Source organism: Nonomuraea sp. NPDC049400, assembly GCF_044466425.1.
Taxonomy (GTDB): Bacteria; Actinomycetota; Actinomycetes; order Streptosporangiales; family Streptosporangiaceae; genus Nonomuraea.
In genome coordinates, this window is record NZ_JBITMP010000008.1 from 332,062 (window position 1) to 354,082 (window position 22,021).

General features: G+C 66.8%; 14 protein-coding genes. 8 read left to right on the forward strand and 6 right to left on the reverse strand.

What is annotated here, in order from left to right; translation table 11 throughout:
- Positions 1-90: 90 nt before the first annotated feature.
- Complete coding sequence (locus ACIBVN_RS15205) at positions 91-1,107, reverse strand: LacI family DNA-binding transcriptional regulator (protein WP_397136571.1); 1,017 nt, start codon at positions 1,105-1,107, stop codon at positions 91-93.
- 205 nt (positions 1,108-1,312) lie between these two features.
- Positions 1,313-2,323, reverse strand: a complete 1,011-nt coding sequence (locus ACIBVN_RS15210; protein WP_397136573.1) for a LacI family DNA-binding transcriptional regulator — start codon at positions 2,321-2,323, stop codon at positions 1,313-1,315.
- A 473-nt stretch (positions 2,324-2,796) separates the two neighbouring features.
- Between ACIBVN_RS15210 and ACIBVN_RS15215 the strand changes: the two genes are divergently transcribed.
- The gene (locus ACIBVN_RS15215) at positions 2,797-4,422 is read left to right on the forward strand and encodes a beta-xylosidase (protein ID WP_397136575.1); all 1,626 of its coding nucleotides are present in this window, start codon (positions 2,797-2,799) and stop codon (positions 4,420-4,422) included.
- 125 nt (positions 4,423-4,547) lie between these two features.
- Here ACIBVN_RS15215 and ACIBVN_RS15220 read toward each other — a convergent pair whose 3' ends face one another.
- The 3 genes from ACIBVN_RS15220 to ACIBVN_RS15230 all read right to left on the reverse strand — a co-directional run bounded on the left by ACIBVN_RS15220 (position 4,548) and on the right by ACIBVN_RS15230 (position 9,101).
- Positions 4,548-5,735, reverse strand: a complete 1,188-nt coding sequence (locus ACIBVN_RS15220; protein WP_397136577.1) for a cellulose binding domain-containing protein — start codon at positions 5,733-5,735, stop codon at positions 4,548-4,550.
- A 176-nt stretch (positions 5,736-5,911) separates the two neighbouring features.
- On the reverse strand, positions 5,912-7,738 hold the full coding sequence (locus ACIBVN_RS15225; protein ID WP_397136579.1) for a family 43 glycosylhydrolase: 1,827 nt from the start codon (positions 7,736-7,738) through the stop codon (positions 5,912-5,914).
- A gap of 31 nt (positions 7,739-7,769) precedes the next feature.
- The gene (locus ACIBVN_RS15230) at positions 7,770-9,101 is read right to left on the reverse strand and encodes a PHB depolymerase family esterase (protein WP_397136581.1); all 1,332 of its coding nucleotides are present in this window, start codon (positions 9,099-9,101) and stop codon (positions 7,770-7,772) included.
- A gap of 504 nt (positions 9,102-9,605) precedes the next feature.
- On the opposite strand from ACIBVN_RS15230, the gene ACIBVN_RS15235 reads away from it, so the two are divergent.
- The 5 genes from ACIBVN_RS15235 (at position 9,606) to ACIBVN_RS15255 (ending at position 19,223) form a co-directional block, all read left to right on the forward strand.
- Positions 9,606-11,060, forward strand: coding sequence for an endo-1,4-beta-xylanase (locus tag ACIBVN_RS15235; protein WP_397136583.1), 1,455 nt, complete (start codon positions 9,606-9,608; stop codon positions 11,058-11,060).
- A 630-nt stretch (positions 11,061-11,690) separates the two neighbouring features.
- Positions 11,691-14,417, forward strand: coding sequence for a beta-L-arabinofuranosidase domain-containing protein (locus ACIBVN_RS15240; RefSeq protein ID WP_397136585.1), 2,727 nt, complete (start codon positions 11,691-11,693; stop codon positions 14,415-14,417).
- Positions 14,414-16,441: a family 43 glycosylhydrolase gene (locus tag ACIBVN_RS15245; RefSeq protein ID WP_397136587.1), complete on the forward strand. Its 2,028-nt coding sequence runs from the start codon at positions 14,414-14,416 to the stop codon at positions 16,439-16,441. The genes ACIBVN_RS15240 and ACIBVN_RS15245 overlap by 4 nt, the downstream gene beginning before the upstream one ends.
- Positions 16,442-16,516: 75 nt before the next feature.
- Positions 16,517-17,971 carry a non-reducing end alpha-L-arabinofuranosidase family hydrolase gene (locus ACIBVN_RS15250; protein ID WP_397136589.1) on the forward strand — a complete coding sequence of 485 codons (1,455 nt, stop codon included), beginning with the start codon at positions 16,517-16,519 and terminating at the stop codon, positions 17,969-17,971.
- Positions 17,972-18,200: 229 nt separating this feature from the next.
- A complete protein-coding gene (locus ACIBVN_RS15255) occupies positions 18,201-19,223 on the forward strand; it encodes a LacI family DNA-binding transcriptional regulator (RefSeq protein ID WP_397136591.1) in 1,023 nt (340 codons plus the stop codon).
- Positions 19,224-19,387: 164 nt separating this feature from the next.
- On the opposite strand, the gene ACIBVN_RS15260 is transcribed toward ACIBVN_RS15255, so the two are convergent.
- Entirely contained in the window at positions 19,388-19,933 is a 546-nt protein-coding gene (locus ACIBVN_RS15260; protein WP_397136593.1) for a hypothetical protein, read from the reverse strand.
- Positions 19,934-20,157: 224 nt separating this feature from the next.
- Between ACIBVN_RS15260 and ACIBVN_RS15265 the strand changes: the two genes are divergently transcribed.
- Positions 20,158-21,183 (forward strand): M36 family metallopeptidase, encoded by a 1,026-nt coding sequence (locus tag ACIBVN_RS15265; protein WP_397136595.1) that lies wholly within the window; start codon positions 20,158-20,160, stop codon positions 21,181-21,183.
- Positions 21,184-21,616: 433 nt separating this feature from the next.
- Positions 21,617-21,988, forward strand: a complete 372-nt coding sequence (locus ACIBVN_RS15270; protein ID WP_397136597.1) for a hypothetical protein — start codon at positions 21,617-21,619, stop codon at positions 21,986-21,988.
- The last annotated feature ends 33 nt before the right edge of the window (positions 21,989-22,021 follow it).

Genomic DNA, 22,021 nt, shown 5'->3' on the forward strand with positions numbered 1-22,021 from the left:
CATCCGTCGTGAGGTCAGCTTGCCCACCTGCCGTTCGTTGCCGCGAACGTCAGGTGTGACGGGACGCCGTACCCCTGGGTGGTGTCACGGTCACAAAGGGTTCCTCGGTGCCGCGGTGGAGCCGCGAACCACCAGGCTGGTCGGGAGCACGATCTGGTCCGGGCCCTCCCAGTCGCCGCACACCAGCGACTTCAGCATGCGCGCGGCCTCGTACCCGAGCCGGTACATCGACTGGTCCACGGTGGTCAGCCCCGGCTCGGCCAAGGCGGACTCCGGAATGTTGTCGAAGCCGACCACCGACAGGTCGCCGGGAACGCTGAGCCCCAGGTCCTTGGCGACCTCCAGGGCCTTCAGCGCCATTCCATCGCTCGCCGCGAAGATAGCCGTCGGACGGTCCGCCTTGTCCAGCAGCTTCCGCGCGAGCGGTGCCGCGGACTCGGGATTGAAGTCGCCTCTTGCAATCAACTCCGGATCGACGGGAACACCGGCTTCGGCCAGCGTCCTGCGATACCCCTCCTCACGCGACCATGCGGCCGCCAGGCTGGATCGGCCCGCGATGAATCCGATACGCCGATGTCCCAGGCCGAGGAGATGCTCGACCACCGTGGTGGCGCCCGCGAGGTTGTCCGCCGTCACCGACGGCGCCGTCGAGTCCCTCGCCGGATCGATGACCACGACCGGAGTACCGCTCCGCACCTCGCCCGAGGGCGTGACCACGATGCACCCGTCGGTGAGCGTGCCCGCCAGGCGGGCCAGATGCCGCCGCTCCCAGCCCTCGGAGTAGGTCCCGTAGAGATCGCTGTCGGCGTAGATGATCAGGTCGAAACCCGACTGGCTCAGCGCGTCCATGACCCCCTTGAGCACCTCGGCCGTATAGGACTGGAAGCTGTGCGTCACCAGCCCCAGGACGTTGGTACGGCTGCGCCGCAGGCTTGTCGCCACCAGACTCGACTCGTAGCCGAGCCGCTCGATGGCCGAGCGGACCTGTGCGATGGTGCTCGCGCTGACGCCGTAATGCCCGTTGACCACCCGCGACACGGTCGCGGTGGAGACCCCCGCTAATCGTGCGACATCGCTCATCGTCACCGGCGCATTGCCCTTGGCCATGCCGCCTCACAAGTTGCAATCGTTATCGGTTACGTTTGCAGCCGCCAAGGTAAGCGATGACGATTGCGGAAACAAGACCTTTCGGCCCACCCTTCATCAGGTGGAAACGTTGGCCGCATCGCGCGGCCGAGCCGGGTGTTGCGGCGCCATGACGACGAACGCCGCTGCCGGCCTGGGGATTCGCGCAGTTCTGGGTGCTCCCGGATCAGGATGACGGGGCGGGGCCCGTGGAGTCGCGGACGCTGAGAGCCGTCGCCAGTTGGAGGTGCCGGGAGGCGGGCTGGACGCCGTCCGCCATGCCGAGGACGGTCTCGACGGCCATCCGGCCCATGCCGACGAGAGGCTGCCGGACGGACGTGAGCCGGGGCGTGGTCCACTGGGCCTGTGGCGTGTCGTCGAACCCGGTGACCGACAGCTCGCCGGGGACGGCGATGCCGAGTTCCTTGGCCGCGGCGAGGACCCCGACGGCGATCTCGTCGTTGCCCGCGACGATCGCGGTCGGCCGCTCGTCGAGCGCGAGGATGTCATGGCCGTGCCGGAGTCCCGCCTCGACGGAGAATGCCTCGTGGCGGATCAGTGCTCGGTCCGGCGTGACGCCGGCCGAGTCGAGCGCGGCCTGGTACCCGTGGAAGCGTTCCAGCGAGGGGGCAGAGCCCAGCGGGCCGCCGATCCAGGCGATCCTGCGGTGGCCAAGCTTGATGACGTGCTCGGTTGCCGAGCGACCTCCCGCCCAGTTGGTGGAGCCGATGCTGACGAGACGGGATTCGGTCGTGTCGATCGGATCGATCGTCACGATGGGCACCTCGAGATCCTCCGCGGCGAGGAGCACCGAGTCGGGCACGGCGACGGCGAGCGCGATGACACCGACGACACCGGATGCCTTCTGCTCCCCCATCCAGGCACGGGCCGCCGTGCGGCTCGTGCTGATCGGCTTGTCGAGCGGCAGGCGAAGGAGGAGCTCGGCCTGCGCGGAGGTCGCGGCCACAAGGATCCCCTGGAGCACCGTTCCGGCATAACGGGACTCCACGATGTCGAGCACAGTAACCAAAGTGCGATCCCGGGTTCGCTCATGTCGCACCGCCGTCGGCATGTAGCCGATCTCGGCCATGGCTTCGAGGACAACCTCACGCGTGGCCGCCCCTACATCGCTGCGCCCGTTGAGGACCTTCGAGGCGGTCGCCGACGAGACGCCGGCCAGTCGGGCGACGTCCGCCAAGGTGGCTCGCTCTGAACGACCTCGCCGTCGCATCAGGCTCCCTTCGGGTCCACGAAGTTGTTTCGAAACCTACCACGAACCCTTCTCGCCAGGGGCTCCCGCTCGTCCGCTTGTTGACACCGGACAGACCCGACATCTAATGTCCTCGCGACAACGAACAAGTTGCGAAATTTTTTCGTAACCAGCTCAGGATGAGAGGAGAGGCCCATGCGGCTCTCCCAGAAGATCGGGCTTGTTGCCGGGGTACTCGTGCCGATGCTCGAGCTGACCGCATGCTCGGGCAGCGGCAGCAGAGAACGGCGCCCTCGTCCAGAACCTCGTGATCACCTCCGCGCTGCTGACCATCGTCCCGTTGATCATCGCGTTCCTCGGCCTGCAGCGGTACTGGCAGTCGGGCCTGTCGCTGGGCGCCATCAAAGGCTAGAACTGGCGCACCTTTCCTTTTGAACGATTTCGTGAAGAACAGTGAGGCCATGAAGAGAGAGCCCCGGTACCTGATCGACGGTGAGCCGCGTGACGAGAGTGTGTTCCCGCACGTCTGGAGCAGATGCATCGGCGCCGGACGGGCGAACGAAGCACTGCGCGCGGACTGGCAACATCAATTCGCCGAGGCTGTCGCCGCATGCGGATTCCAGTACGTACGCTTTCACGGCATCTTTCACGACGACATGTTCGTTTACCGGGAGAGCTACGGCGGCGGTTTCGGCCCGAACACACCCCTTGCCGCGCCCGTGTACACATTCAGCTATGTGGACAAGGTGTTCGACTTCCTTGTGGACTGCGGGGTCCGTCCCTTCGTCGAGCTGGGCTTCATGCCGCGCGAGCTGGCGACGCAGACCGAGACCGTGTTCTGGTGGGGCGCTCACTGCAGCCCGCCCAAGGACATGGCGCGCTGGGTCGAGCTGGTCACGAGATCGGTCGAGCACTGGATTGACCGGTACGGGCTCGACGAGGTGCGGGAATGGCGCTTCGAGGTGTGGAACGAGCCGAACCTGGTCCCTTACTTCTGGACCGGCACGAAAACCGAGTACTTCGAGCTCTACGAGCAGACTGTCCGGGCGATCAAGAAGATCGATCCCGCCCTGAAGGTGGGCGGGCCCGCGACGAGCGTCTTCGTACCCGACGACCGCTACAAGGGCGAGACCGAGGACCGCTCCGCGGCGCTCGCAACGGCTGCCGCGACCGACGTGGACGCGCTCGACTGGCGCCCGGTCTGGATCGAGGACTTCATCGCCTGGTGCGTGGAGCGCGAGCTCCCGATCGACTTCATCTCGACCCACCTGTACCCCACCGACTTCGCGTACGGCGCCGACGGCGAGGCCGTGCACATCACCCGGTACGCCGATGCCACGTTCGACGACCTGACCCTCCTGCTGAAACTCGTGAAGAACAGCGCGTATCCCGATGCGGAGATCCACATCACGGAGTGGTCGACGTCGCCGTCGGCCCGCGACTTCATCCACGACACGCCGTTCGCGGCGACCTCCATCACGCGGTCGTATCTGAAGTGCGCCACCCTCGCCGACTCGATCTCCTACTGGACCTTCACGGACGTGTTCGAGGAGGGAGGCGCCGGGATCGGACCGTTCCACGGCGGGTTCGGGCTGGTGAACGAGGGCGGCATCCACAAACCCACGTTCCACGCGTTCACGATGCTGGAACGACTCGGCGACCGGCTGCTCCTCGCGACGTCCGACGGGGTCGTGACCCGTGACAGCCGTACCTCGGCCGTGTCGGCGGTGTTCTACAACTACCCCGAGGACATGGCCATGAGAGGTGTCGGCTCGGCGAACTCGTACCCGGCGGCACGCGCGCTGGCCGAGCTGGGGCCGAGCCGCAGGATCCATCACGCGATCGGCGGGCTGGAGCCCGGCACGACGTTCCTCGTCGAGATCGTGGACTGGGAGCACGGGAACGCCGCCGAAGCCTGGTATCGACTCGAATCCCCCCTCAATCTGTCAAAGGGACAGAGCGAGTACCTGAGCAGAGTCGCCGACTCGCTGCTCAGGTTCACGCTGACCGTGCCCGACGACGGCGTGCTCGATCTCGACGTCGAACTCGCGCCCTGGGCGGTGATGTCGCTGCGGCAGTCGGCTTGACCGCACCGCCGCCTGCGCGACGGCGCCGCCATCGGGGTCATGGATCTGGCCCTCAGGCGCGGGCCCACCGCTGGTTGGCGCCGCCAGAGCCGAATCGAATGATCTTATGCATCTGACTCTCCTTCTCATGCGGGCCGGTCAGCAGCGGGAGGTGCCCCGGCGTCGCAGGAAAGGGTGGGGGTGGCCGGGGCGCCGTTGGCGGTGAAGCCGAACGTGGTGGTGCCGTTGGCCGCGATGGAGCCGTTGTAGGACTCGTTGCGTACGGTCACACCGGCTCCGGAGCCGGAGCGGACGCCGTTCCACAGGCTAATGATCGTCTGCCCGCCTGGCCAGGTCCAGCCGACCGTCCAGCCGTTGACGGCGCTGCCGCCGGCGCGGACGGTCACGGTTGACTGGAAACCGCCGGACCAGGAGTTGACGGTCTCCATCGTGGCCGTGCATCCACTGGGTGCGGGTGTCGGCGATGAGGAGCTCCCGAACTGGGAGAAGAACTTCCACATCTCAGCCTTGGTCCAGGTCGTGACGCCGCTGTCGGTGTAGGTGCCGTCCACCGGTGCGGGCGTGTGGCCGTTGTCGAACGCGGCCCAGACAACCGGATAACCGGCCCGGCACCCGGAGTAGGCGGTGACGATGTGGCTACGGCTGCCCGAACTCGGCTCGGGCGGGTTCTGCGCGGTACAGCCGTTGTTACGGACGAACCTGTCACGCAGCGCCCGTCCCTGCGCGATGCTGAGCACCGTGTCCCCGATGCCGTGCAGCCCCATGTACGCGACCGGCTGGGTTCCGCCGCTGCACCCGCTGAGCTGCGCGCCGGAGAAGACCGCGACCGCCCGGAAGACCGTCGGCCGCGAGCACGCGAGAGAGAAGCTCATCCCGCCGCCGTAGCTGAAGCCGGTGGCGAAGCGCTGCGAGGTGTCGACGCAAAGATCCGCCTCGATGAGCCGGATCAGGTCGTCGACGAAGGTGACGTCCTCACCGTTGCTGTTCGCCCAGCCGTTGTTGAAGCCCTGGGGCGCGACGAAAATCGCGCCGTTGTTCGACAGCTGCCTGAGGCCGTAGAAGGACCAGGGATATCCGCTGGTTCCGCCGGAGTCGACGTCGGCGGCGGTGCCGCCCCGCCAGTGGAAGCCGAAGACCAACCGGTAGGGGGTGCCGTTGTGGTAGCTGTCGGGAAGCCGGAGGATGAAGGAGCGATTCTTGCCGCTGGTCTGAATCGAGTGTGTACCGCTCTTCAGCGTCGGGGTCTTGCCGCATCCGGCGGTGGTCGCGAGAGCGCCGGCGGGCACCGCGGCAGTGCCGGCGTCGCTGCTCATCGCCGCACGGCCGGTGACCAGTACGAGAAGTGCCGCGACAGCGACCGCGATCGTTGTGAAACGGGAGCCGCGTCCTGACATCACGTAACTCCGATCTTGGTGCGGATTCCGATGCGTCTGGATGGAGGAACCGTTCGCTGCTCCCTTGTTCGGCGAGAGCGTCGGCCGGCTTGGGACTACTGGAACGAGGCGTCGTCGATGGAGAAGCCGTCGGTGCCCGCGGCCGTCTCGACATAGAAAGTGGCGCCGGTCAGCGTTCCGCTCCACGACACGGTCGCCGTACCGGTGAGCTGGGTCCAGCCGCCGGAGTTCACCGGCGTCGCCGGCGTGAGCTGGAGGTAGCTCGTCGTGCCGCCGGCGGCGAGCGCCAGGGTCACCTTCGCGCTGGGCGTGCCGCTTTGCGACCGCACCCAGACGCTCGTCGTGTAGCTCTTGCCGTTGGTGAGCTTGGCGGTCACGTCCTGGGTGGTGCCGTTCCATGACGCCGTGCGCCCGGCGATGGACAGCGCCCGCGTGCCTCCGTGCACCGGGTCGGTGACGGACGACAGGGTTCCGCCGGACGCGCCCCAGGCCGTGGTGCCGCTCTCCATGTCGCCGTTGGTCAGCAGGTTCCCGCCGGCGCCAGTGCCGCCGGTGAACTGCCACCAGTTCACGTTGAACAGGTTGCCGCTGCCGCCGGTGTACTTGAAGTACAGGTCACGGGTGCCCGTCGCGCCGTTCACCGGGCAGGTGACCGTCGTCCACGTCTGCCAGCCGCCGGTGACCGGCACGGTGCAGGTCCCCGCCAGCGTGCCGTTGGCTCCGTCCAGGCGGAGCTCGATCCGGCCACCGCTGGTCGCCGAGGCCACCCGCGCGGTGAAGGACGTCGCGCCGGAGCCGAAGGCGACGCCCTTGACCTTGATGTAGTCTCCGTTCTCGATCCACCCGACGTTCATGCCGCCCTCGCTGGCGGGTTCGGTCTCCACGCCGGACTCCCAGGCGATCGTCTCGGCCTCCTGGCGGACGTAGGGGTTCAACGTGCCCACCTGGGGCGCTCCGGTCGTGGTCATGTTGATCGTGGGGATGGTTCCGTCGGCGTTGTAGGAGAACTTCTCAACGGCCACCGAGCGGGTGAAGCCGCCACCGCCCGGCAGGGCGCCGTTGTGGTAGAAGAAGTAGGATCCGCCCTTGTAGTCGATGACGCCGGGGTGGTTGGTGAAGCTGCTGCCCTGTGTGGGCATGACCGTCCCGCGGTAGCTCCAGGGCCCGGTGGGGCCGGGTGCCGTCGAATAGCCGATGAACTCCGCGCAACATCTCGCGGCGAAGACGTTGTAGTAGAGGCCGTTGCGCTTGTAGACCCAGGGGCCCTCTTCGTACAGGGTGGGACGGCTGGTGTTGCCGGTGCGGGTGCCGAAGCCAGCGGTGGTGAGAGGAATCTGCGTGGGACTGCCCGAGTACGAAATCATGTCCGGGTTGAGCCTGACGTACCACAGGTTGGGATTACCCCAGTACAGGTAGGCCTGCCCGTTGTCGTCGATGAAGACGGTGGGATCGATCTCACCGTTCCTGACCAGCGGGCGCCCGATGGCGTCGGTGAAAGGCCCGGTGGGGCTGTCCGAGATCCCGACGCCGATGGCCATCTGGCCGCTCGCTCGGTCTTTCACCGGTACGTACCAGTAGAACTTGCCGTTCCTGTAGACGGCCTGGCCGGCCCACGCGTCCGCGCTCGCCCAGCTGAAGGTGGCCACGCTCATCGGCGAGCCGTGGTCGGTCCAGTTCACCAGGTCCGCAGACGACCAGACCCGCCACTCCTTCATGGTGAAGTACGTCGAGCCGTCCTCGTCGTGTCCCGTGTAGAGGTAGACCCGGCCGTTGTGCACCAGTGGAGCGGGGTCGGCGGTGTAGATCGTCTGGACGATCGGGTTGTCCGCCCTGGCCATGCTCGGAATCATCGTCACGAAACTGAGCAGCGCCATGAGCACCAGCGCACCGCGCCCGGGTAAGACGCCGAACCGAAATTTCATGATCACCTTCCGGATCGAGGGCCGTAGTGTGTCAGGTGCGGATCCAGCGCTGGTTGGCGCCGCCGTGGCAGGAGTAGAGCTGGAGCCGGGTGCCGTTGGCGGTTCCCTGGCCCACGGCGTCAAGGCACAGCCCGGACTGCACCCCGGCGATGGTGCCGTCGGCGTTCACACGCCATTTCTGGTTGTCGCCGCCGTGGCAGGAGTAGATCTGGATGCCGGCGCCGTTGCCGATGCCGGCCGCGTCGAGGCATTTGTTGCCATAGACCCTGAGCTCCCCGGCCGAGGTGGCGGCCCACTGCTGGTTGACGCGCCCGTTGCAGTCCCACAACTGCATCGTGGTGCCATCGGCGGTGGCGGCGCCGGGCACGTCCAGGCAACGCCCGGAGCCGACTCCCTTGATCTGCCCGGCGAGTGGTGGAGTCGGCGTCGTGGTGGACGAGCCGCCGTCCAGGCCGAAGAAGCGGATGGCGTACGCGGCCATCCCGGTGCGCGGCAGGTCGTGGCCGGCTCCGGTGATGGTGTACGCCTCGACCTGCCCTGAGCCGAAGATCCGCCGGGTCCAGCCGGATTGCGGGCTGTCAGTGGAGGCGGGGGTCTGACTCAGTCCGTGCGCGTTGGTCCACTGGTCGACCTCTTCCTGCAGCATCGTGTACGGCAGCACAGAGTCGGCGGTGCCGTGCCAGGCCATCACGCGCGGGCGGGGCCCGGTGTAGCCGGGGTATGCGTTCCTGACCAGGTCACCCCACTGCTGCGGCGTCTTGTCGCCGCACCCGGCGGGACCGAGGCATCCGTAGGGAACCCCCGCGAACGGCGCGCCGGCCTTGAACACGTCCGGATACGTGGCGAGCAGGTTGTTGGTCTCCATGGCGCCGGAGGAGAAGCCGGTGGCGAACACCCGCTGCGGGTCGCCGTTGTAGCGTTGCAGCACGTAGTTCGTCATGGAGACGATCGACACCGGGTCGCTGCCGCCGCCGTGCCGCAGTGCCTCGTTGGACCACACGTCGAAACAGTTCGACATTCCGTTGGCGCTCTTGTTCGCCTGCGGGTAGATGACGATGAAGCCGTACCGGTCGGCCAGCGAGGCGAACTCGGTGCCCTGGTGGAAGGCCGGAGCCCAGCCGTTGCAGCCGTGCATCGCCACCAGGACGCCCGGCCTGGACTCCACTCTGTCGGGGACGTAGAGGTACATCCGCAGACCGCCCGGGTTGGTGCCGAAGCTCGTCACTTCGGTCAGGACCGCCGCCGACGCTCCCGGCGCAGCCGTGAGGAACACGGACAGAGCGGTGGCCACCGCCACGATCAGAGCCGCCAGGGCGGCTCCGATGCCCGCGTACCTTCTCGTACGCGGTTCGCTTCGCTTCATTGGCCCGCCTCTCTGCTGTTAGCGCTAACAAACAGCTGCCTGGTCGAGCTGTTGGCAGGACGGAGCAAATACGAGGCAGAAAGGTACTGTCAAGAGCGCCTTAACGTGCAGCGGGCCGGCAGAGGCAGCGCCCCAGCGCGCTCACCTCGAATTATCGAGTCTGCCCGCAGTCGATCAGCGAGAGCGTCGCCATGAAACTTTCACTCAGTCCCACCTTAGCGAGCTCGGCCGAAACTTTCAGAGGTGCTAACTTGCACATCGCGCCAGTACAGCCAAGCCAGACAGGGGCAGGCGTCGGCGAAAGTTTTCACTGCATCCTTGACAATTTTCGACGAGATTTCCACACTGAGTGCCCGAGGCGATCCTCCCTACCGGCTCGGCGGTGCTCAGCAGAGAGACTGCCGTCCCGATGCCTGTGGTGTGCGTCCTGACCGGGGCACGGCGTCGGTCCCGCAGGTGCCCAGCACGATCCCTTTCCCATGATTCGCATATGGAGGCTCGAACATGCGCGTCAACGCCATGCCCCCACCTACCGCCCGATGGCCGCTCGGCGCGCGCCGCCGGGCGCTGATCACCGGCGCGCTCGGCGCACTCGGCCTGATCACGACACTGGCGACGGCGATTCCGGCCGATGCCGCGGAGAGCACGCTCGGCGCGGCCGCCGCGCAGAGCGGCCGCTACTTCGGCGCCGCCATCGCCTCGGGCAGGCTCGGCGACTCCGCCTACACGACGATCGCCAACCGCGAGTTCAACATGGTGACGGCCGAGAACGAGATGAAGATGGACGCCACCGAGCCCAATCCGGGGCAGTTCAACTTCTCCGGCGGGGACCGGGTCTACAACTGGGCCGTGCAGAACGGCAAGCGGGTGCGCGGGCACACCCTGGCCTGGCACTCCCAGCAGCCGAACTGGATGCGGCCGATGGAGGGCAGCTCGCTGCGCCAGGCGATGATCAACCACATCAACGGCGTCATGGCCCACTACAAGGGCAAGATCTACGCCTGGGACGTGGTCAACGAGGCCTACGCCGACGGCAACTCCGGCGGCCGGCGTGACTCCAACCTCCAGCGCACCGGCAACGACTGGATCGAGGTGGCCTTCCGCACCGCGCGCGCCGCCGACCCGGCCGCCAAGCTCTGCTACAACGACTACAACATCGACAACTGGTCCTGGGCCAAGACCCAGGGCGTCTACAACATGGTCAGGGACTTCAAGGCCCGCGGCGTGCCGATCGACTGCGTCGGCCTGCAGTCGCACTTCAACAGCAACAGCCCCTACAACAGCAACTACCGCACGACCATCCAGAGTTTCGCCGCGCTGGGGGTCGACGTGCAGATCACCGAACTGGACATCCAGGGCGGCTCGGCCACCACGTATGCCAACGTCGTCAACGACTGCCTGGCGGTGCCGCGTTGTACCGGCATCACGGTCTGGGGGGTTCGCGACAGCGACTCCTGGCTCGGCGCCAACGCCGCCGCGCTGCTCTTCGACAGCAACGGCAACAAGAAGCCCGCCTACACCGCGGTGCTCAACGCGCTCAACGGCGGCACCACGACGCCGCAGCCCGGCGTGGGGCAGATCAGGGGCACGGCCTCCGGCCGCTGCGTGGACGTGTCCAACTCCAGCACCACCGACGGCACCGCGGTGCACCTGTGGGACTGCAACGGTCAGAGCAACCAGCAGTGGACGCAGACCTCGGCCGGGGAGCTGAAGGTCTACGGCAACAAGTGCCTGGACGCCGGGGGCTCCGGCAACGGCGCCAGGATCCAGATCTACTCCTGCTGGGGCGGCGACAACCAGAAATGGCGCGTCAACTCCGACGGCACGATCGTGGGCGTACAGTCCGGGCTGTGCCTTGACGCCGTCGGCGCCGGCACCGGCAACGGCACGGGGCTGCAGCTGTACAGCTGCCACGGCGGCGGCAACCAGAAGTGGACCTACAACGCGGGCAGCGCGTGAGCTTCACCGACTGGTCGCCCTGGCACCTGGGCTTGCTGACCCAGACCAGCTCCACCTGCTGACCGCGCCCTCCGGTGCGACCCTCCCTCGGCCGGGGCCGAGGGAGGGTGTGCCCGAAACTTAACCCCCAACTCATCGCAAATTACTCTGTTGTCAACCGGTAACTTCTGTGAAACTTTCACAGGTACGAGCAGTGCGGCACGATCTCCTTGGAAGGCGAATCTCCAGGTTGAAAGGCGTTCTCATGGCAACGCCTAGGTCGAGAGGAATGCCCCTTGTTGACGCCGGGCCGGACCGTCGGATGTACTCCGCGACAACGAACTCAACGGATTAGGCCGCCCACAGCTCTCGGCCGAAGGAAGTTAGCGCTACAGATTTCGCGGCGCCAACTGCGATCGAGTCAAGGAGCCCTGGATGTTACCCGTCATCCCTGGCGACGGCACAGGACATACCGTTCACCGGTACGTCCTTGTCCCGGGTGCCCTCAGCAGCGGAGTGTTAGCGCTAACAATAGGCCCGACAGCGATATCTCCGCACCGACAGCCCTGGCCGGCTTCTCCGAGGGCCTGACCCGGTGAACACGTGACCGGCGGCGGCCGGTCACCACCCCCCATCCCCAAGGAGCTCCGCATGTCCTTGAGCCGTCGTCAGCTCTTTCAGGCCGCAGGTGCGACCACCGCGCTCTCGGTCGCCGGCCAGGTAGTCGGCGCATCCCCCGCTCTGGCCGCACTCCCCTGGGCCAGAACCGACATCGGCGTCTCGGCCTACGAGTTCGACCTCGGCCAGGTCCGGCTCACCTCCGGTCGTTGGCTGGACAACCAGAACCGCACCCTTGACTACCTGCGCTTCGTCGATGTCGACCGGCTGCTGTACGTCTTCCGGACCAACCACCGGCTGTCCACCAACGGCGCGGCGGCCAACGGCGGCTGGGACGCGCCCAGCTTCCCGTTCCGATCCCACATGCAGGGCCATTTCATGACGGCGTGGGCGCAGGCCTACGCCGCGCTAGGCGACACCATCTGCCGGGACAAGGCCGGCTACATGGTGGCCGAACTGGCCAAATGCCAGGCGAACAACGGCGCCGCCGGATTCACCAGCGGCTACCTGTCCGGTTACCCCGAGTCGGACATCACGGCCGTGGAGAATCGCACCCTGACCAACGGCAACGTGCCGTACTACTGCATCCACAAGACCCTGGCCGGGCTGCTCGACGTCTGGCGGCTGATCGGCAACGCCCAGGCCCGAACCGTGCTGCTGGCTCTGGCCGGATGGGTGGACGCCCGCACTTCGCGACTCGGCTCAAGCCAGCTGCAGGCCATGCTCGGCACCGAGTTCGGCGGCATGAACGCCGTGCTCACGGACCTGTACCAGATGACCGGCGACTCCCGCTGGCTGGCCACGGCCCAGCGATTCGACCACGCGGCCGTCTTCGACCCGCTGGCTTCAGGCCAGGACCGGCTCAACGGGTTGCACGCCAACACGCAGGTGCCCAAGTGGATCGGGGCGGCCCGCGAGTACAAAGCGACGGGCACCACCCGCTACCACGACATCGCCGTCAACGCCTGGTCCATCACCGTGGGCGCGCACACGTACGTGAACGGCTCCAACAGCCAGGCCGAGCACTTCCGTGCCCCCAACGCGATCGCCGCCCACCTGACGAGGGACACCGGCGAGGCGTGCAACACCTACAACATGCTCAAGCTGACCCGGGAGCTGTGGCTGCTGTCGCCGACCCGGGCCGACTACTTCGACTACTACGAGAACGCCCTGCTCAACCACTTGATCGGGCAGCAGAACCCGGCAGACGCACACGGGCACGTCACCTACTTCACCCCGCTCAACCCCGGCGGACGCCGGGGTGTCGGCCCGGCCTGGGGCGGAGGCACCTGGAGCACGGACTACAACTCCTTCTGGTGCTGCCAGGGCACCGGGATCGAGACCAACACCAAGCTGATGGACTCGATCTACTTCCACAACGGCACCGCCCTGTTCGTGAACCTGTTCGTGCCCTCCACGCTCAACTGGAGCCAGCGCGGCATCACGGTCACCCAGACAACCTCCTACCCGGTCGGTGACACCATGTCGCTGCAGGTCACAGGCAATGTCAGCGGATCGTGGACGATGCGCGTCCGCATCCCGGCCTGGGCCCAGGGCGCGACGATAAGCGTCAACGGAGTCCAGCAGAACATCGCCACCACGCCGGCCACCTACGCCGATCTCACCCGGTCGTGGGCGTCGGGCGACACCGTGACCGTGCGGCTGCCCATGCGCGTGGTCATGAAGGCCGCCAACGACAACCCCGACGTGCAAGCCATCACCTACGGCCCGATCGTGTTGTCGGGCGATTACGGCAACACCAGCCTGTCGTCGGCCCCTGCCCTGACCCCTTCCTCGATCACCCGGACCAGTACCTCCTCCCTGACCTTCACGGCCACGGCCAACGGGGCGTCAGTGCGGTTGGGGCCGTTCTACGACGCTCACGACCACAACTATGTCGTCTACTGGAACACCGGTGGCCAGGGCAGTACCGGCGCGGCGAGCTTCCGGCTGATCAATGCGGCCAGCGGGCTGGCCCTCGGCATCCAGAACATGTCCACGGCCGACGGCGGCCTGGCCCTCCAGTGGACCGACAACGGCACCGCCGACCACGACTGGGTCCCCGTCATCGACGGCAGTGTCCTGCGGTTCCGCAACGTGCACAGCGGCAAGGTGCTCGGTGTCGAGAACATGTCGACCGCCGACAACGCCCGGGTGCTCCAGTGGGGTGACACCGGCACCGCCGACCACCGCTGGACCGTCAGCGACGTCGGCGACGGCTCAGTCAAGATCCGCAATGTCCACAGCTCCAAGCTGCTCGGCATCCAGAACGGCTCGACCGCCAACGGCACCCAGGTCGTCCAGGACTCCGACAACGGCAGCACGGACAACCAGTGGCGATTCATGCCGAACGGCGCGCGGCGTATCCAGAACGTCGGCACCGGGATGGTGCTCGGCGTCACCGACATGTCCAAGGCCGATGGCGCGCGCGTCGTCCAGTGGGGCGACAACGGCACCGCCGACCACCTGTGGACGGCGATCGTCGACACTGGCGGCTACCTGCGGCTGCGCAACTCCAACAGCCAGAAGGTGCTGGGCGTGGAGAACATGGGCACCGCTTCGGGGTCACGCGTCGTGCAGTGGGCCGACAACGGCACCGCCGACCACCGCTGGCGGCTGCGCTACGGGGCGGGCATCGCCTTCCGCATCCAGTGCGCCAACGGTGGCCGGGTCCTCGGCCTCGCCGGCACCTCGCAGGGCTCGCAGGTCGTGCTCGCCGATGACAACGGCGCGAACAACAACCTCTGGAGGTTCCTGTGACGCGCGTGCTCGCGGTTCTCTCGTCACTGCTTCTCGTGGGCGTGTTCCTCACGCCCCAGGCGTCGGCCGCGACGGTCGACACCAGCGCGTGGTACGTGCTGGTCAACCGCAACAGCGGCAAGGCGCTCGACGTCTACAACCTGTCCACCGCCGACGGCGGCCGCATCACCCAGTGGACCAGGAACAACCAGAACCAGCAGCAATGGCAGTTCGTCGACTCCGGCGGCGGCTACTACCGCATCAAATCCCGCCACTCCGGCAAGGTGCTCGACGTGTACAACTTCTCCACCGCCAACGGGGGCGCAATCGTGCAATGGGCCGACGGCAACGGCACCAACCAGCAGTGGCGACTGGCCGACAGCTCCGACGGCCATGTCAGGTTCATCTCCCGCCACAGCAACAAAGCCCTGGAGGTCCAGGGCGCCTCCACCACCGACGGCGCCAACATCGTCCAGTACGACGACTGGGGCGGCACCAACCAGCAATGGCAGCTCGTCCGGGTGGACGGCGGCGGCAACCCCGGTCCGGGCGGCACCTACACCAACCCGGTCGTCTGGCAGGACTTCGCCGACGGCGACATCATCCGGGTCGGCGACGCCTACTACTACTCGGCCTCGACGATGCACTACTCGCCGGGAGCGCCGATCCTGCGCTCCTACAACCTGGTCGACTGGGAGTACGCCGGCCACTCGGTCCCGAGGCTCGACTTCGACTCCGGCGCCTACGACCTCAACGGCGGCCGGGCGTACGTGAAGGGCATCTGGGCCTCGACCCTGAACTACCGGCCCAGCAACAGCACCTACTACTGGATCGGCTGCGTCGAGTTCAACCGGACCTACGTCTACACCGCCTCCGCCGTGGACGGCACGTGGACCAAGCGCTCGCAGATCAACAACTGCTACTACGACGCCGGCCTGCTGATCGACACCAACGACACGATGTACGTCGCCTACGGCAACGGCACCATCAGCGTCGCACAGCTCTCGGCCGACGGGCTCAGCCAAGTGCGCGCCCAGCAGGTGTTCCAGACTCCGAGCAGCGTCGGCACCCTGGAGGGCGCCCGCTTCTACAAGCGGAACGGCTACTACTACATCTGGCTGACCCGCCCCGCCAACGGCCAGTACGTGCTCCGCTCCACCTCGCCGTGGGGCCCGTACGAGATGCGCCAGGTCCTGCTCGACATGCCCGGCCCCATCTCCGGCGGCGGCGTCCCCCACCAGGGCGGGCTCGTCCAGACCCAGAACGGCGACTGGTACTACATGTCGTTCGTCGACGCCTACCCCGGCGGCCGCGTCCCGGCACTCGCACCGATCACCTGGACCGGCGACTGGCCGACCGTGCAGACCGTCAACGGCGGCTGGGGAGTCACCTACCCGAAGCCGAACATCCAGACCAGCCGCACCGTGGCGTCCATGATCGGCCCCGACACCTTCACCTCAGGCAGCCTCGGGCACCGCTGGGAGTGGAACCACAACCCCGACACCAGCCGCTTCTCCACCGGCAACGGCCTGCGCCTGCAGACCGCCACCGTCACAGGCGACCTCTACAACGCCCGCAACACGCTGACCCACCGCATCCAGGGCCCGTCATCGACGGCGACGATCGAGCTCGACTACTCGCAGATGGCCAACGGCGACCGCGCGGGCCTGGCCATGCTGCGTGACCAGTCGGCCTGGATCGGCGTCAAGCGCGACAACGGCGTCAACCGGGTCGTGATGACCAACGGCCTGACCATGAACAGCTCGTGGCAGACCACCGGCACCGGCGCCGAGGCGGCGAGCGCGAACATCTCGGGCGGCCGGATCTGGTTGCGGGTCAGCGCCGACATCCGGCCGGGTTCCGGCAGGCAGGCCCGCTTCTCCTACAGCACCGACGGGAGCACCTTCGTGAGCCTCGGTCCGGCCTTCACGTTGAACAACGCCTGGCAGTTCTTCATGGGCTACCGCTTCGGGATCTTCAACTACGCCACCCAGTCCCTCGGCGGCGCGGTCACCGTACGCCGCTTCGACCTCACCACCCCTTGACGCAACACGTCGACACCGAGGAAGGCACCAACCAGCAATGGCAGCTCGTTAAAGCCGGATAAATCGGAGCACATCATGAAATTCAGATCTCTGTCCGTTCTCGCGACGGTGGCCACCTTACTGGCGAGCCTGTTCGTCGCCCTGCAGACTCAGTCCGCCAATGCGGCCACCGTCGACACCAACGCGTGGTACGTGCTGGTCAACCGCAACAGCGGCAAGGCCCTGGACGTCTACAACCTGTCCACCGCCGACGGCGGCCGTATCACCCAGTGGACCAGGAACAACCAGAACCAGCAGCAATGGCAGTTCGTCGACTCCGGCGGCGGCTACTACCGCATCAAGTCCCGCCACTCCGGCAAGGTGCTCGACGTCTACAACTTCTCCACCGCCAACGGCGGCGCGATCGTGCAATGGGCCGACGGCAACGGCACCAACCAGCAGTGGCGACTGGCCGACAGCTCCGACGGCCATGTCAGGTTCATCTCCCGCCACAGCAACAAAGCCCTGGAGGTCCAGGGCGCCTCCACCACCGACGGCGCCAACATCGTCCAGTACGACGACTGGGGCGGCACCAACCAGCAATGGCAGCTCGTCCGGGTGGACGGCGGCGGCAACCCCGGTCAGTGCGATCTTCCGTCGACGTACCGCTGGACCTCGACGGGCCCGCTGGCGACCCCGAAGTCGGGGTGGGTCTCGCTCAAGGACTTCACCGTCGCCCCCTACAACGGCAGGCATCTCGTCTACGCCACGACGCACGACACGGGGACGAGGTGGGGTTCGATGAACTTCAGCCTCTTCAGCAACTGGTCCGACATGGCCTCGGCCAGCCAGAACACGATGTCATCTTCCACAGTCGCGCCCACGCTCCTCTACTTCGCCCCGAAGAACATCTGGGTGCTCGCCTACCAGTGGGGCGGGACCGCCTTCTCCTACAGGACCTCCAGCGACCCCACCAATCCCAATGGCTGGTCATCGCAGCAGGTGCTCTCCACCGCGAGCATCTCAGGCTCCGGAACAGGCCCCATCGACCAGACGCTCATCGGTGACAGCACGAACATGTACCTGTTCTTCGCCGGGGACAACGGCAAGATCTACCGGGCCAGCATGCCCATCGGGAACTTCCCGGGCAGTTTCGGCAGCACCGCAACGGTGATCATGAGCGACACGACGAACAACCTGTTCGAAGCCGTTCAGGTCTACAAGCTCCAGGGCCAGAACAAATACCTCATGATCGTCGAGGCGATCGGCTCGCAGGGCCGCTACTTCCGCTCGTTCACCGCCACCAGTCTGAACGGTTCCTGGACACCCCAGGCCGCCACCGAGGGCAACCCCTTCGCCGGCAAGGCCAACAGCGGCGCCACCTGGACCAACGACATCAGCCACGGCGAACTGGTCCGCACCAGCGCCGATCAGACCATGACCGTTGATCCCTGCAACCTGCAGCTGCTCTACCAGGGGCGCAACCCCAACTCCGGCGGTGACTACGGCCTCCTGCCCTACCGGCCGGGTCTGCTGACACTGCAGCGCTGATGGCGTGACACGGTCCGGCCCGGATGTTCCTGACGTTCGCAACGACGGCGTATGCCCATCGGCTGAGCGCCATCACGGCACGCGATCAGGTCCAGGCGGAGCCGGCGCGGCGGGCTCGGTGGAAGGCCGAGCCCGCCCGGATCATGCAGAAATGTCAGTGCCCATTATGGATCTCCTTCAGCGTGCTGATCATGGCCGCCTCCCCGAACTCCGTGACTAGACTGCCGCCATGACCATGGAGTCGTCCCCTCTCACCATCGCTCAGCTCGCCGAGCTGGCCGGAGTCTCCACCGCGACGGTCTCCAAGGTCGTGAACGGCCGTTCCGAAGTGTCGTCAGAAACCCGCGCCGCCGTGGAGGAGCTCATCCGCCGGCACGGCTACCGGCGGCAGCGCCGCCGTTCCATGCCGACGGCCATGGTGGAGCTGGTCTTCCACGCACTCGAGGGCGACTATCCCGTCGAGATCACCAAAGGCGTGGCGGGGGTCGCCCGTGAGCACGAGCTCATGGTGGGAATATCCGACCTGCACCGTGACCACACCGCCGGGGACACCTGGCTGGAGGGTGTGTTGCGACGCCGCCCGAGCGGCGTGATCGCGGTGTTCTCCGGTCTGACCGAGACCCAGCACGAACAGCTCGCCCGCCGCGAGATCCCGCTGGTCCTGCTGGATCCGGCCGACGCTCCCGCGCGGAACATCCCATCGGTCGGCGCCGGCAACTGGAACGGCGGGCTCACGGCCACCCGCCATCTCCTGGAGCTCGGGCATCGCCGCATCGCCATCATCACCGGGCCCGACTCCGCGCTGTCCAGCCGGGCCCGTCTCGACGGCTACCGAACCGCCCTCGACATGGCCGGTGTGCCCGTCGACCCGGAGCTGATCGGCCGTGGGGACTTCCTCATCGAGGGCGGTCTGGCCGAAGCGCACCGCATGCTGCGCCTGCCCGACCGGCCAACCGCGATCTTCGCCACGAACGACGGCCAGGCCATCGGCGCCTACCACGCGGCGCACCAGCTCGGCCTGCGCATCCCGGATGATCTCAGCGTGATCGGCTTCGACGACATGCCGTCGGTGCGGTGGGCCATTCCACCGCTGACCACCATCCGCCAGCCCCTCACCGAGATGGCCGCCGCGGCAACCACGATGCTGCTGACGCTGGCCCATGGCGAGCAGCTGCCACAGAGCCGCGTCGAGCTGGCCACCGAACTCGTCGTACGCGAGAGCACCGGGCCTCCCACACTTCCGACCGCCTGAGCCGAAGCGCGTCCTCGAAGAGGCAGCGGGGCAAGTTCGCAGCAGGAGCAGTCCCATCCGCCAGAGCGAACACCTCAGCGTCTCACGCCGACGCCACCTTCCGAAGTGCGCCCTGACCGGTCGCGGCGCGGAGCGTGCAGCGGTCCCGTTGACGGCATGCAAAGTCACAGCGGGTCCGCGCAGAGCGTGAGCGCGGGATGACGATAAACAATGGCGTGCGGCAGTTCGTCAGGGGTCTTGGTCCAGCTGGGAACGCCTTCGCCGCAGACTGATGCGTCAGCGGTCCCGTCTGACACTTTGGTGATCCGATAAGTCGCCGATGGCCCGCAGGTCACCTTGGACACCTTGCCGGTGGGGAAGCCGATCTCCTGGTGGAAGCAGTCGCCCTCCTTCGCGTTAAGCACCAAGCACAGCTGGTTGCGTGTCCGGCGGGTGCCGACCTGGACGTATCCGTTGGTGACGTCCTGGCAGCGGTCCCCCTTCTTGATCACCTTGTAGGCGGCCTCCGGAGTGCTGCACGCGACGATGCGGAAGTCGTCCCGGACGGTCTTGCCGCCCTTTCCGAGCGCTTCCAGACAGGAACCGATTTGGGCGTTGACCGGATCGTCCGCGGCGGCGCAGCCCGTAGCCACCGCGATCAAGAGCACGCAGGCGAGGACGGCGGTGAGGCGGGCGACGAGGCGGTGGCGATCATGCGTCGGGTTGGTCACGGCACAGCAGACTAACCAGGTCGCCGGACGCCTCCATTCATTTGAAAAATCGCCGTAGCGTCAAGACCGCCCTCCCTCGCCCTCCTGCTGCGGACACCATGGTCCGACTGCTGATCGGGTTTCTGACCGTCGATGGGGACAAACGTTGCGGTATCGCCCAGGGGTGACAAAAGGATCACCAATCCCGTAAGTTCACCGGATTCCCACCAATTGGAGGATCTACGGTGACCACCCCCCGACCTCGTATGACTGCGGCCTGCTTGGCGGTCGGCGCCATCACGGCGCTCCTCGCGCCGGGCACCGCCCAGGCCACGACCGATCCAACCGCCACCGTTTTCTACCCCAACGCGGTCCAGAGCACGGGCGACGAGTCCCTCGTCGACGACCACGACCGCGACGGCGCGGCCTTCGCCCCGGCATACCGCACCGTCACCCTCACCGATCTGGACGGCTCCGGCACTCTCACCGGCCGCTACGTCAAGGTCAAGAGCGAGACCGGCAAGCCAGCGGAGGCGGTGAACGGGGCCTTCCCGGCCTGGCATCGCGACAGTGACCAGTTCGAGCAGGTCATGGGCTATTACTGGGTCACCACCGCCCAGCAGTACATCCAGTCGTTGGGCTTCGGCTCCCGGCTGCGCCCGGTGAACCAGCGCCAGATCGAGCTGCGGATCAACCAGTACGGCGGCGACAACTCCTTCTTCAGGGAGGACAAGGCCAACATCACCCTCGGCAAGGGAGGTGTGGACGACGCCGAGGACGGCGAGGTGATCGTCCATGAGTACGGCCATTCGGTGCAGGACGGCCAGGTGACCGGCTTCGGCACGACCCTGGAATCGGGCGCGATCGGTGAGGCCTTCAGCGACTACCTCGCCGTGGCCGTCAGCAGTTGGAAGACCGGCGTACCCACACGGACTCCCGAGGCATGCGTGGCCGACTGGGACGCGGTCTCCTACACGTCAAGAGTCCCGCACTGCCTGCGCCGGTTGGACGGCACCAAGCACTACCCCGAGGACATGGTCGGCGAGGTGCACGCGGACGGCGAGATCTGGTCGTCCGCCCTGTACGACATCCGCAGCAGGCTTGGTGACACGCTGGGCAGCACGGTCATCATCGACGCGCAGTTCGACTTCGCCAAGGACACCACCTTCAAGGCGGCGGCCGTGGCCACGGTGAACGCCGCACAGCGGCACGGCGGCGACACTGCCGCGGCAGCCGTACGTACCGCGTTCACCTCCAGAGGGCTTCTCTAGCTCTGCCGGAGCGCGGGCATCGGGATCGGGATGGAGTAGGCGGTGACACCTCCGCCTACTCCGCCCTCGCACAACCCCCAGCCATGGCCGAAGATGGCCCCGCCTTCGCGAGGAGCGCCATTTTGACCCTCGTGTATCACTTTCGATAGCTCGTCGACCAGAACCGATGATCGCTCCGGCTGCGATGAGGGCTGAAGTGGTGTTCCGGATGCGCCGTGGCGCGGGCCGACGACCGGTCACCGCGGCTGGTCCGGGTGAACGCGGCAGCGCCCGGCGGCCATGCTGATCTCGGCCATGGCGTTGGAGAGGTCCATGGACATGACCTGTTGTGCCGTGGCCACAGGCGGTGCACCCTGACAACCATGCACGACGAGAACCTGCTGGGTCTCTGGGACAGCGGCCCTTACGACTACGGCGTCATGGAACCAGCTGGATGGGATTCCTGCCGGACGGTCGCGGCTGGAGCGCGTGGGCGAACTGCATCGGCGGCATAGACGTCGGCCGCTTCCGCTGGCACTGCCCGGAGACCGCGGTTTTGTATCTCCGTTATGAGTGGCACATCGCCGGTGAATGGCAAGATTCGGACGATGAATTCCGGTTCACCACGATCAGCAGCCAACGCCCAGCGGACGACGTGGTGGACACCACGTACACCATCAAGCCAGACGAAACGCTGATGAGCCCGGAACCGTTTACCGCTCTCTACCTGGAGAAGTACGTACAGTTCTGCTCAACCTACGGCCTGCGCCGACGTGAAATCTCACCTGAGGACGACCCCGCCCACCTTCTCGCACCGTGGCACTGAAGAGGACAGCCACGCCATCGCGCGCAAGCCCTC